General features: G+C 46.3%; 15 protein-coding genes and 1 tRNA gene. 5 read left to right on the top strand and 11 right to left on the bottom strand.

Annotated elements, in window-relative coordinates:
• Positions 1 to 667: homocysteine S-methyltransferase family protein (locus A3750_RS10920; RefSeq protein ID WP_197474996.1), on the bottom strand; the 667-nt coding region annotated here is incomplete at its 3' end.
• Positions 668 to 868: 201 nt separating this feature from the next.
• Between A3750_RS10920 and nfuA the strand changes: the two genes are divergently transcribed.
• Positions 869 to 1,450 (top strand): Fe-S biogenesis protein NfuA, encoded by a 582-nt coding sequence (gene nfuA, locus A3750_RS10915; RefSeq protein ID WP_068454222.1) that lies wholly within the window; start codon positions 869 to 871, stop codon positions 1,448 to 1,450.
• 75 nt (positions 1,451 to 1,525) lie between these two features.
• Here nfuA and A3750_RS10910 read toward each other — a convergent pair whose 3' ends face one another.
• The 6 genes from A3750_RS10910 to A3750_RS10885 form a co-directional block, all read right to left on the bottom strand.
• Complete coding sequence (locus A3750_RS10910) at positions 1,526 to 2,545, bottom strand: glycosyl transferase family protein (protein WP_068454225.1); 1,020 nt, start codon at positions 2,543 to 2,545, stop codon at positions 1,526 to 1,528.
• A gap of 27 nt (positions 2,546 to 2,572) precedes the next feature.
• Complete coding sequence (locus A3750_RS10905; RefSeq protein WP_068454228.1) at positions 2,573 to 2,881, bottom strand: TusE/DsrC/DsvC family sulfur relay protein; 309 nt, start codon at positions 2,879 to 2,881, stop codon at positions 2,573 to 2,575.
• Positions 2,878 to 3,186, bottom strand: coding sequence for a sulfurtransferase complex subunit TusB (gene tusB / locus A3750_RS10900; RefSeq protein ID WP_068520188.1), 309 nt, complete (start codon positions 3,184 to 3,186; stop codon positions 2,878 to 2,880). The genes A3750_RS10905 and tusB overlap by 4 nt, the downstream gene beginning before the upstream one ends.
• Positions 3,187 to 3,190: 4 nt before the next feature.
• Positions 3,191 to 3,541, bottom strand: coding sequence for a DsrE family protein (locus A3750_RS10895; RefSeq protein WP_068454234.1), 351 nt, complete (start codon positions 3,539 to 3,541; stop codon positions 3,191 to 3,193).
• Between the two features lies 1 nt (position 3,542).
• Positions 3,543 to 3,935, bottom strand: a complete 393-nt coding sequence (tusD, locus tag A3750_RS10890) for a sulfurtransferase complex subunit TusD (protein WP_068454237.1) — start codon at positions 3,933 to 3,935, stop codon at positions 3,543 to 3,545.
• A 94-nt stretch (positions 3,936 to 4,029) separates the two neighbouring features.
• The gene (locus A3750_RS10885; RefSeq protein ID WP_068454246.1) at positions 4,030 to 4,671 is read right to left on the bottom strand and encodes a Bax inhibitor-1/YccA family protein; all 642 of its coding nucleotides are present in this window, start codon (positions 4,669 to 4,671) and stop codon (positions 4,030 to 4,032) included.
• A 236-nt stretch (positions 4,672 to 4,907) separates the two neighbouring features.
• On the opposite strand from A3750_RS10885, the gene A3750_RS10880 reads away from it, so the two are divergent.
• Positions 4,908 to 4,998 (top strand) — tRNA-Ser (locus A3750_RS10880).
• Between the two features lie 21 nt (positions 4,999 to 5,019).
• On the opposite strand, the gene A3750_RS10875 is transcribed toward A3750_RS10880, so the two are convergent.
• Positions 5,020 to 5,250, bottom strand: coding sequence for a hypothetical protein (locus A3750_RS10875; RefSeq protein ID WP_068454240.1), 231 nt, complete (start codon positions 5,248 to 5,250; stop codon positions 5,020 to 5,022).
• A 217-nt stretch (positions 5,251 to 5,467) separates the two neighbouring features.
• On the opposite strand from A3750_RS10875, the gene A3750_RS10870 reads away from it, so the two are divergent.
• The 3 genes from A3750_RS10870 to A3750_RS10860 all read left to right on the top strand — a co-directional run bounded on the left by A3750_RS10870 (position 5,468) and on the right by A3750_RS10860 (position 8,766).
• The gene (locus A3750_RS10870) at positions 5,468 to 5,974 is read left to right on the top strand and encodes an SRPBCC family protein (RefSeq protein ID WP_068454243.1); all 507 of its coding nucleotides are present in this window, start codon (positions 5,468 to 5,470) and stop codon (positions 5,972 to 5,974) included.
• Positions 5,975 to 6,133: 159 nt separating this feature from the next.
• Positions 6,134 to 8,272: an LruC domain-containing protein gene (locus A3750_RS10865; protein WP_068465952.1), complete on the top strand. Its 2,139-nt coding sequence runs from the start codon at positions 6,134 to 6,136 to the stop codon at positions 8,270 to 8,272.
• Between the two features lie 17 nt (positions 8,273 to 8,289).
• A complete protein-coding gene (locus A3750_RS10860) occupies positions 8,290 to 8,766 on the top strand; it encodes a hypothetical protein (RefSeq protein WP_068457154.1) in 477 nt (158 codons plus the stop codon).
• A 159-nt stretch (positions 8,767 to 8,925) separates the two neighbouring features.
• Here the strand turns inward: A3750_RS10860 and A3750_RS10855 are convergent, their stop codons facing one another.
• From A3750_RS10855 to A3750_RS10845, 3 genes are all read right to left on the bottom strand, one after another.
• Positions 8,926 to 10,665: a methyl-accepting chemotaxis protein gene (locus A3750_RS10855; protein ID WP_156498519.1), complete on the bottom strand. Its 1,740-nt coding sequence runs from the start codon at positions 10,663 to 10,665 to the stop codon at positions 8,926 to 8,928.
• A gap of 282 nt (positions 10,666 to 10,947) precedes the next feature.
• Positions 10,948 to 11,268 (bottom strand): hypothetical protein, encoded by a 321-nt coding sequence (locus A3750_RS10850; RefSeq protein WP_068465950.1) that lies wholly within the window; start codon positions 11,266 to 11,268, stop codon positions 10,948 to 10,950.
• A gap of 152 nt (positions 11,269 to 11,420) precedes the next feature.
• On the bottom strand, positions 11,421 to 11,857 hold a 437-nt coding region (locus tag A3750_RS10845), incomplete at its 5' end, for an AraC family transcriptional regulator (RefSeq protein WP_156498518.1).

The following is an 11,857-nucleotide window of genomic DNA, read 5'->3' as shown; positions in this document are numbered from 1 at the left end:
CTGATGCGTCAGTAATTGTTCCGGAAATCATGATCGGCAGCGCGTAGCCTTCGTCTATGAAAAACTGCTCGGTAGCATATATCGCCGCTTTAGCATTCAGCGTGTCGAAGATCGTCTCGATCAGAATGATGTCGGACCCACCCTCGGCAAGGCCTTTTACGGCTTCATAATAGTTATCATAGAGTTCTTCGAAGGTGACATTACGATAACCGGGATTGTTTACGTCCGGGCTGATTGATGCGGTTCTAGAGGTTGGGCCGACGGCCCCTGCAACGAATCTAGGCCGATCTGGCGTCTCGGCGGTTTTTTTGTCAGCCTCTTCCCGCGCAATTCGGGCGGCTTCATAGTTGAGCTCGTAGACTAGCTCTTCCATGTTATAGTCGGCCTGCGATACCTTTGTGGAGTTAAAGGTGTTGGTTTCAATGATGTCTGCACCAGCATCAAGATATTCACGATGGATGCGCGCAATCGCATCTGCTTGAGTCAGACACAAAAGGTCATTGTTGCCTTTGACGTCTTGTTCGATATCCGCGAAGCGTGTACCTCGGTAATCCTCTTCAGAAAAACCTAATCTCTGAATCATCGTACCCATAGCGCCATCAAGAATGAGGATGCGTTCCTCTATTGCCTTTAGGAGGGCTTCGGTACGTAATGCTTTATCTGTCATGGATTTACCTTTTAATGAAATATTCCGGCAGGCTGCCGCTTTCGCGCTTTGTTTAACGAGTGAGCAGGCGCGCAATAATACCTGAACGGAAACTATATTGAAATGTTTTGATATAGATTATATCCGAGTGTTTTACTAGGTCTTTATCAATTCAACGGAAAGGTCTAGAATTAGCGCAAATTCTATCAGGTGTATTTATTTATGGTTACTGTTTCAGATTCGGCGCAAGTGTATTTGTCGTCATTGATTGATAAGCAAGAAGACTCCGGTATGGGGGTTCGTATGTTTGTCACTCAGCCCGGCACAAAAATGGCTGAAACATGTTTGGCGTACTGTAAGTCTGAAGATATTGTCCCTGATGATACAGTTGTTGATCTCAATGGTTTTAAGCTGTACGTCGAAACCAAAAGTATTCCTTTCCTTGAGGAAGCATATGTCGATTACGCAGAGGAGAAGATGGGAGGGCAGCTTACTATCAAGGCGCCTAACGCTAAAATGCCTCGGGTCGATGAAAACTCATCGCTCGAGGAGCGTATAACTTATCTCTTAGTGACTGATATTAACCCGGGGCTTGCGTCTCACGGTGGCGAGGTAAGTCTCGTTGAACTGACGGAAGATAACGTGGCTGTTTTGCGTTTTGGTGGCGGTTGTCAGGGATGTAGTGCCGTGTCCATTACGCTCAAAGATGGTGTTGAAAAGCGTCTGCTGGAAGTATTGCCTGAGCTTGCAGGGGTTAAGGATGCAACTGATCACACGGTGACCGAGAACGCTTACTATAAGTAGCTTGTTCTACTCGCAGGCTTATTTAACAGGCTGCAGACAGTTTGCAGCCTGATTGCTCTATCGCCCTCCGCCTACTTAACTGAGTTGAAAGCGATGGGTATCGCGCGCGCTCCAAGCTTGCTCGGCCTGTTCCATCGCTTCCTGCTGCGTTAGAGCGGGTTGAATGGTCTTAAGAGCGAGAGCTGCAGTAGTGATGATCGCTGCCTCTCCGTATTCATCCTTCGAGTCTCCACACCACAACATCAGCATGTCTTCGAAACTCAACTCTGCGGGCTTGGTATGACGCCGAGAGAACTTGGCTGGCCATTCTTCTGTCGTTAGCTCGCCGTTGGTGCAATCGTATGATACGCAGGCGTTATCCGGATTTCGCTCGATCTCTCCGCCTTCACCCTTCATTGTTACCGTTCGTTTGTATTCGAGTAAGCGAGCTGCCTCCTGATGGAGGGTTAGGTACGGAGGGTGAAAGACCCCCTGCAATATGTTTGGCGCATTAAGGGGGTTGATTAAGCGAGAAAGTGAGTGAACGGGCGAGCGAAGCCCTAGTGTTGATCTCAAATCAATCAACTCTGCCAGCTTTGGGCTTATGCTGTTGAGCGGCATATAACAAAAGTTGCTTTGCGCCAAGGCGTCTTGGCATTCACTCCACGAGGACGCTGTGTTCAATCCCAGTTTGTTGATAATCGTCTCGGTATAAATGCGATTGTTTGTGTGTCCGCTCGCGCCGTGCATGAAGACCCGATAGCCAAGTTGGGAAACCAAGCAGGCTGAAAATATAAACCAAGGTAGGTGGCGTCGTTTTCCTGCGTAGGATGACCAGTCTAAATCAACATGTATTTCTGGTGTTTTGAGATGATCTTTAACCGCGCTTACAAAGCCCGCCAGCTCTTCTGGGCTTTCTTCCTTAACCCGGATTAGCATGAGAAACGCTCCGAGTTGAATGGGCTCTGCTTGATTGCGCAAAATCATGCCCATTGCCTCTTTCGCTTCCTCTAGTGTGAAGGAGCGCGAGCCTTTTTTGCCTTTTCCTAGTATACGAACATATTGTGCAAAAGAGTGTTCAGAGACGCTTTGGCGAATGTTTTCGTGGGTGTTCATTAGTTGTTCACTTCTCGTGTAATGAGGTTAAAGGCAATTTAGAGGTTTCGGAAGTCCTGCGATTTTACTCGCAATTTTTGCAGGGCTTCCTGGGAAAAGCTGCAGAAGGTAGATGCTATTTCCCTTTTTCTCGCCAAGCTCTTCTTTTACTGCTTTAACCAAGATTCGGTTGGCTGGTGAAAGGTCGAATTCCGCGTAGAACTCTCTCAGCAACCAAAGCACTTCCCAGTGATCATCGTTTAGCTCGATGCCTTCTTCTCGTGCAATTGTTACGGCGACTTCTTCGCTCCAATCTTCGAGGTTTATTAGAAAGCCCTGAGGGTCGCGAGGGATCATTCGGCACACCACGCAACAGTTTTGTCCGTCTCAGAGGCGAGGGCGACGAAGGTATCGTATCCGATCTTGCGCCAAGGCATCGCCTTGGGAAGTCCTCTCGCCGTGTGGTCCGTCTCCAAAACATAAACTGTAATGGAATGTCGCTCTATCAGCGAATCAAGCTCTTGTATCGTTCGACTGTCCATGCAGGCATAACAAGCGTCTTCGATCAGTAAAACGCTGTCGCCTGTCGATATTAGTCTGAGCATTTTATGCCATGAAGTCGACTTGCTTGGGCTTTGATTGATGGTGTGAAGAGTAGCCATAGTGTTAGAACCGGATCACCGAATTGCTCTGCGCAAGCAGCGTTTGGTAGCTTTGGTCGTCGAGAAGCGTTGCGTTTTCAGGGAGTTCTTGGGAGCTTGTATCGGAGCCGGAAAAAATATAAAGCAGATCGATTCCATACAGAGGGAGGGCTTTCATCATCTTTGATAAGTTTTTTCGGCCAACTAATCCAGGCTCTTGTGAATTGACAAGCTGATAGATGGCATCGCCTTCAAAGACCAGCTTTACTTCTTGATCGAAACTTGCAGCTGCAAGAGCAAGATCAAGCGCTTCTTGGTTCGCGCTTGATGCAGAGGGAGGCTGCGTGAACACAATGACTAAGGATTTAATACTCATTTCAGGCTCCGAATGTTACAAGACGATCGGCTATGATGTGTGCCTCTATGAGCTGCCCTAAGCCCGAAAGCTCTCCTGATAGGTGCATGTTGTGCGTATCTTTGTTGTGTCGTTTTGCTTCGCTTTCATCAATCAATCCGCGCCTGGCTGCCGCAGCAATGCACGTGATGATTTCAATATTATTTTCCGCAGAAAAAGTTTGCCATTCTGAGTAGATGTTGAGCTCGTCTTGAGGCGGAGTTGCAAGTCGGGTGCTTAAATGGATTCCATCGCGATAAAGAAAAACGCGATAAATCTCATGTCCTTGCTTAATTGCGGCGCGACAAAACTGCAAGGCGGAATAAGGCGCTTGAGAAGAGTAGGGGGCTCCAGTAATTAGAATGGCAAATTTCATGTGGCTTAGTGTAATGCTGTGCGTAGATGAGTGGAAGCTGTATGNACAAAAAAGCCCGCAGCAAGTGCGGGCTTTTATTCAAGTTCTGTTCAAATTAATCTTCGCCAGCGAATGCTGTTAGTAGCTGAAGCAAGCTCAAGAACAGATTGTAAATTGAAACATACAAGCTAATCGTCGCTAAAATGTAATTTCGCTCGCCACCGTGAATAATCGCGCTAGTTTGAAACAAAATAGCCGCAGAAGAGAACAATACAAAGCCAGCTGAAATCATAAGCTGCAACCCTGCGATGTTAGTAAAGAAGCCAATCACCATGGCGCCAAGAAGAACGAAAAAGCCGATGGTTAAAAAGCCAGCCAAAAAACTGAAGTCTTTTCGAGTAATCAAAGCATATGCCGAAAGCCCAAAAAACGTGAAAGCAGTGAGGCCTAAAGCATTGGCGACTATAGGCATTGCTCCAGCACCTGCAAACATGCCAATTATCGGGCCAAGGGTGTAACCCATAAAGCCGGTTAGTGCGAATGTGCTTAAAAGACCCCAAGCGCTATTGCTCAGCTTTGCAGTCAGAAAGAAAAGTCCATAAAAGCCGACTAACGTTACAAGAATGCCCGGGCGTGGTGCGTCCATTGATAGATAAGCCACAAATGCCGAGAAGGCTAATGTTAGGCCCAGAAGCATGTAGGTGTTCTTCAGTATAGAAGCTACGTCTGTACCGAGAGCCGCCTGGCCACTACCCATGACCTGGCCAAGGTGGTCGGCGTCAGCAGAAGCTGCTTTCGCTTGAGGAAACTGTTTATCCTGCATCAAATTACTCCAAATTTTGGGGTGAAAACTATTTAGAAACCTTACGCTTTATAATAGGGTCACAGATCAAAAATACAACTGACAATTCTTTCAGAAATAGGCGTTGACACGCAATTTTTTTCGAGTATTATGCACACCCGTTGTCGCAGTCGTGGCAACGTCAGAAATGCGGTGAGCTGGCTGAGTGGTCGAAAGCACTGGTCTTGAAAACCAGCGAGGGTTAATAGCCCTCCCGGGGTTCGAATCCCTGGCTCACCGCCATTTTTCTTTTCCTGATTTAATTTATGCCTTCGGCTTTTGTCGCGATGATCGATTCAAAAGCTCATCGTTATAGTTCGCCTTCACTCCATTTATAGATATCACTAGACACAGCTGCGTTGTTCCTTGACGTGTTACTCCGAGTTCTAAGGTAAAGTCTCGATCCCAGGCTACCAAAGCATTGGTAATACCTCCTATGGTTTTCAGCTGTTTGCCATCATACGAAAGGGCTCTCGCTAGTTCGCGATCGTTCATTAAAATCCATGCCTTGTTCTGTTGTGAGTGGGTCTATAGCAGCATCACGATTTAACTTTTTTGGAATATGTAATCGATCAATAAAAATTAAAAGGCATTATTCGCTTGGATGAATTATGAAGACGTGTCGCTTAATTTTGCACGAGCGCCCATAATGAGTGTTTAACGAGCTTGGTCATTTCGATGTTAGGCTCCAAAGCCCAAGTGAGTGCATGTTATGAAATTTAAATGCGCTGCGGCGGACATGAGTTTTATTTCTTCAGCTCCGATAACGCTCCAATACGTCGTTGATATAAATACGACTCAGCAACGCGCCTATGAGGCTTTAGAAACCTCATCTTCATGGCCTCATTGGTTCCATGGTATGACGGCGGCTAGTCCTATTCATGAAGATAAAACTGGGCGCTGGCGAGAGGTTACACTAAGCGGTTTCATCCATTTTCGAGAGGAGTTTATCGCTTATGAACCTCCAAGCCATATTGCGTATCGAGTTGCCGCCGTTTCGTTGCCTTATGCAGATGAGCTCGTTGAAAGCTTTTCGATTGAACCTTTAAAAGAAGGCGTAAGGGTGACATACCGCATCGGTTTTAGAGTTCACCAATCGCTGCGGCCTTTAGAGTTTTTGATAAAACGACTTGGTGCGAACGCCTATAGAAAGTCACTGCATGCTTTTAAAGCATATCTCGAATCTGAAAAGGCAAGCGGTTTAGCAGAGCATAATTAGCGATTCGGTTTTCAGTTTGCAAAATTCCGTTCTCAGCATGTTGAAATATAGTGCGCATAATTGACTAACATTCTGATATTTATATAAATAATATGTTTGGCCTTGTTCCTGCTTATACCTTGCTTATCGAAGTACTTTCTTTAAAAGTCGGGTGGTCGTATGTCCCTTTGCAAAACTATTTTTTCGATAGTCTTTTCATTTTTCATGGTTATTAATGTACACGCTGTCACCCCCTTCGACGCGTGTCCAACAGAAGCATTTATAATTCAAACGCCTACGTCAAAGACGATTGCGTATGGTGTTGATCTCTCTACAGGAAGTTACAACACTCTGACACCCGACATGCAGACCAACAAGGTAAACGGCGCAGGGTATAATTTTCATGATGATTACATCTACGGTTGGGACTACGGCTCTGCAACACTTTCCAGATTTGGTAGCGAATACACTCCCGAACCTCTCACCATTGTCAGCGGCAAGATTGGGCGAAACTTTTATGTGGGTGATGTCTCTATAGAAGAAAACAAATGGTTTGGCTATCGATCAGGCCATGGCTTGTATTCCGTTGACTTGAACGATCCTGATGACAGCTTAGTGATGACGCAAGTTGCAACGTCATCTTCGATGGGGAATCCCAATCTTACGGATTTCGCTTTTCACCCGACGAATGGTCTGATTTACGCTGTGGATAACAATGGTTTTTTGAGAACGATTGATCCAATTACGGGTCAAACGACACGGATTCGCGAAGTATTGAATGAAGCTGGCGCAGGTTTTAACTTTGTTTTTGGCGCTCAATTTTTCGACGTAAATAATAACCTTTATCTTAGTAACAATGGCAACGGTTACATATATAAGATCGATGTTTCTGTAAGTGAGCCACAGGGCGTATTTTTTGCGTATGGCCCAACCTCGAGTTCTAATGATGGAGCGAGATGTGCGCTAGCGCCTGTCGTAAGCTCGATAGGATTAGATTTTGGTGATGCGCCAGACAGTTATCAAACTAGTTATGATTCATCGGGCCCGCGCCATGGTGAGAGTTCTTTGCACCTTGGTCTGTTGCTTGATACTGAATCGGACGCCTACGTTTTTCCTTTGAGTGATGACGCTAGCGATAACTCCGATGACGACGACGGTATCAATTTTGTTACTGGTATCGAAATTGGCACTAATTCCGTGATAAGCGCTGTTGCAAGCGAGAGTGGTGGATTTCTCAATGGCTGGGTCGATTGGAACCAAGATGGAGTGTTTGATTCCGCTGAGCAAATAGTAACTGACGAACCGCTTGCTAGCGGACAAAATTCGATCTCTTATACGATTCCCGTGTGGGCAAAAGAGGGAGGCACTTGGGCAAGATTTAGGTTGAGCAGCGTGGCTTCAATAGGCCCGGCAGGTGGTGTCTCTGATGGAGAGGTGGAAGATTATCCCATACAGGTGACAGGCGGAAATATCAGCGTCTCCTACTACCCGAGTGCCCAAGGGTTTACGACCATAGCATACGAGGATTTGTGGCCAATAGAGGGCGATTATGATCTGAATGATTTGCTGATGAATATGAGAATCGCAGAATATGCCATTGGTGATCAAATCATACGGGTAGAAATAGAGGGGCAAGTTGCTGCGATTGGGGCAGGGTTTAATAATGGATTTGCTATTCAGTTTCCATCTTTACCTCCTGGCTTGGTAAGAGAGCCAGATTTGGAGCTTGAGCTTAACGGCGTGAATGTAGATGGGCTGAGCTTGGAGGGTAATCAAACTTATGCGGTCGTCACAATTATGGAAAACGCTTGGTCAATGGTGAGCAGGGGTGAAGTCGACTGCGATTACTTTAGAACAGAGTTAGGATGCGGCTCAGCGATACGTCCAAGTTGGAAGCTGACCATGCCGCTTACGAATGGCGTGAGCAAAGCAGCATTTCCAGCACCACCCTATGATCCATTTATCTTTGCCACTCCCGGTACAACCCACAGTTCTATGGTGGACTCGGTTGTCGGCGGATACGCGGGCAAGCGATGGGAGGTGCACTTGAAAAACAACGCGCCAACGAACGCTCTGCATAGTGGTTTATTAAGCATCGGTGACGACACCTCCTCGATGTCCTTACAGCAATACTATCAAACCAGTAACGGGATGCCTTGGGCGATCGAGGTACCTAGTGATTGGAAGCACCCGCTCGAGAAAGTGGATATTCGTGACGCATATCCTCAATTTAAGGCGTTTGCAGAGTCTTCGGGAGCTGAACAGACGGATTGGTTTCTTGAGTCGAAAGCGCAATCAACCTTAATTTATGCAGATTAGATAGAGCGGAGCCGTATATGAACTCAAAGCATATAGACCTAAAATACATTAGATTATCTGGCATATTGCTAGCGTTGCTATTGTCCGCGTGCGCGCCAAGTGGTGGATCAAGCGATGACGCGAATGACACTAGCGCATTAGATGATAAAGGCGCAGAGGTGACGCAGCAAAACCTGGAAGTCGATCGGGATTTTGATTTGAGGTCGACTCAGGACCTGCAATTAACTGTGACCAATACAAATACTTCAGCGGGAGAGGGGTACTTATCTATTTGCCGCGCGAAGCAAGAGCAAGGCAATAATGTGATTGATTACGAAAACTGTCTGTTGCGCACGCGCTTGACGGAAGAAGTCTATATGACATCGCTGAAGCTGCCTGCTCACTACGACAAATTGTTCGCGGCATTGTGGATTTACGACGTTTCGATTCCACCCTCGATTTTGGAAATCTCTGAAGCTGAGTTAAAGTCAGGTGCGGCCTATCTGGCTCTTTAGACCTCTGAGTTCTATTTATAGATCTTCATCTAACCTTGCTGCAAACACCATGTAGATCAGAGTAGCGACAAGGTAATCAACATTTCAGACTCATAGGTGGGCACTTTAAAGCATGTGCCTTAATAAGTTTCCATGGACCTGCATTGCTCAGCATTAGTCTCAACGATTGATGCTGTCTTCATTCGAGAACTGATCAACCAAATCGCCTAATTTATTCGCGAGCTCAGCGATTTTAAGGCCGATATGGTCAATTTGCTTCGCTGCATGCGCTGACTCGTTGGTAATTTCGACCGTTCGATCCGTGTTGGTTTTGATGTGATTGACGAGTTCTGTATTTGAATTGCTGTTACTCGCGATCTCAGCATTTATGGAGGCAATATGCTCGCTCGAGCTAACCACTTGATCTAACGCAGTACCAGCAAGTCGTGATGAATGCGTGCTTTCAGATGTTGTACTTCGGCTTGCTCGCATCACGTCAACCGCGTTTGCCGTGCCACGTTTTAGCGCTTCAACTGTGTTGGTAATGGCTGCTGTCTCTTGTTGAATTTTGTGGGATAGGCTGCGCACCTCGTCCGCAACCACCGCAAAGCCGCGGCCATTTTCTCCAGCGCGCGCAGCCTCAATCGCCGCATTCAAAGCCAAGAGGTTAGTTTGTTCAGAGATAGAGTCAATGACGGCTAGTAGGTCTGCTACTTGCATGGTGTCATTCTCGACAGTCTGCAGTGCTTCAGCGGCCTTGGTAACCTCTTGTTCAACCATTTGTATTGTTTCTATTGAGTTGCCTGTTGCGGTTTTCCCATCAATCGATTGTTGTTTTGCTTCGTTTGCTGCGCTCAAAGCTTGATCCGCTCGTGAAGCATTGTCAGTGATACTTTCGGATATTTGGTTTATTGAGGACTGAATGTTCGTCATTTGTTCGTTTTGGTTTTCGGCTTGCTGGGTGCCGGCCTGTGCGAGCTGAGTCAACTTGGTGCTTTGCTCGACAAGTGCAATAGATGTTTGTTGTGTTTGTTCAACAAGATTGGCGAGCTTTGATACAAACAAGTTAAAGCTTGCCGCAAACTTAGATATTTCGTTGTCGCCAGAATCATTTAGCCGGCTGCTCAACGTAGCTTGGCCGTTAGCAATCTCGTGCATTTTTATGGCCATATTTTCGATGGGTTTAAATAATAGATTGGCACTGAAAAATATCAGGGTGATAGCGCATGCCGAGACAGCTATGAGTAAAATCAGCAAGCTATAACTAAGCTCCTTTGATAATTGTTGAGCACTTTCAAATGCTTCATTGGCGGTCATTTCGCTTATTATCGCCCAATTAAATCCATCCACCTCGATTGGGGCAAATGCAGAAAGCATTTCTTCCCCATCGTAACGATGAGTTTGACTAAATCCGGTTTCACCAGAGAGGGCGGCTCTGGTAGCCAGAGTGTCGATTTTTTGGAGCCCGATACCACTCCCTCTAGCGCGTATTTGCTCCAACGGTTGAGGTGTTTCTTGTTGATGCGCGCCAAGGTATTCAAGATATAGATTTAAGTCTTCGGCGTTGAGCCTGCTGGTATTCCGCAATTTTGAATCTGGCCCCACCAAATAGGACTCGCCACTTAATCCATAGCCTGTATCGATCCAAGAGCGATTGTTGGTCATGATCTCGTCAATTTTATCAATCGGGAACTGAACTATTAATACGCCGCGAACGCGTTTGAACTTCACAATCGGTGTGGCTATGAAGGCGACTTGCTCGTCTAAAAGGGGCGCATAGGCACTGAAATCTTCAAACGCCAGCTCTCCTTGTTGTAGCTCAAGTGATTTTCGGAATACGCGGCCTATGCCAGAACCGGCGAACACGCCATCTTTTATGTTGGTGCCTAGTTCAAATCCTTTTTTGAGCGAGTAGTTCACGCGTCCGCTTGGGCCAACCAAATAGATGTCCCCAAATCCTAGTTTGCTCGAGTAACCTAAAAACGTGCTGTGATAACCGCTGTGCGCTCCGCTAAAGGACGAAAACTCATTGCTCGGGCTCTCTAATTTTTCTTTCTGACCGACGGCATTCGGATTCTTGGCGATGTAGTGGTATTGAAGTATCCATGTGTTGGTTGAGAAGTTTTTAAAATAGAGCGCTTCATCGATCGGAGATTCCGGGTTTTGCTGATTGTACTTATTGAGGAATTCGCTTCGAACATACTATTTTACTTCGTCTTTTTGGCTCTGTGAGATACCACTAGATTGCTCGAACGAATCAAAAGTAGAGTCAAAATGAAAGCTTGCAGCGCCGGTGTTTTGATCGGCAGACATGAGCGCAAATTGCTTGGTTACCCCGCTCAGATAATCTTCTATGTGGGACTTTTTGAGCGCCAGTATCGAGGTGAGCTTGCTTTCTGTAATCGTGGCGATCGTTTGTGTGGATTTTGAACTTGCCAAGTAAATAGCAGTGAGCCCAACGAATAGTAGGCTCGAAATGAGAAGAAGAAGCGTTCCTGAAACTTGTTTGGTTTTAATCTTCATACTGCCTCTTTTGTTTCGCTTATCTGAAAACGCGACGCAGATTCAAAGTTGGGAAGCAAAAGGATAGTAGAGAACGATGGAAATAAAAGTTATTCCGAGGCCTATGTCTTTTCACTAGAAAGACCAATGGGCAAGCGGGTATGACAAAGCCTCTAAAGGTGATTGCGATACGTCTCGGGTGTTATGCCCATCCAGCGCTTGAAAGCGCGACGAAAGTTGGAGCTGTCATGATAGTTAAGTATTGCGGCAATCGCTTCAACGGACATCTTACTATCGCGCAGATAGCTCGTTGCCTGTTGCGACAGTATATGATCTCTCACTTTCCTAAAACTGGCCCCTTCGACTTTCAGTCTCCGTGCAAGCGTACGCTTGCTAATAAACATGGAAGCCGCTGCCGCTTCTTCACTGAGTGTCCCTGGCGGGTGAGAGAGCATCAGCTTTTTTAGTTTGAGCTCGACGCTGTTTTCGCCTGCATGTAATTGCGAGAGCATCGCTTCACATTGCTTAAATGCGAGCAGGTAGTTTTGTTGGTTTGCGGAGATATTTCCTATCCGACAAACTTCAATTGGAATTTTAACCACGGTGTGCG

This window comes from Oleiphilus sp. HI0079 (assembly GCF_001635105.1).
This window is presented reverse-complemented; position numbering and strand designations above follow the sequence as displayed.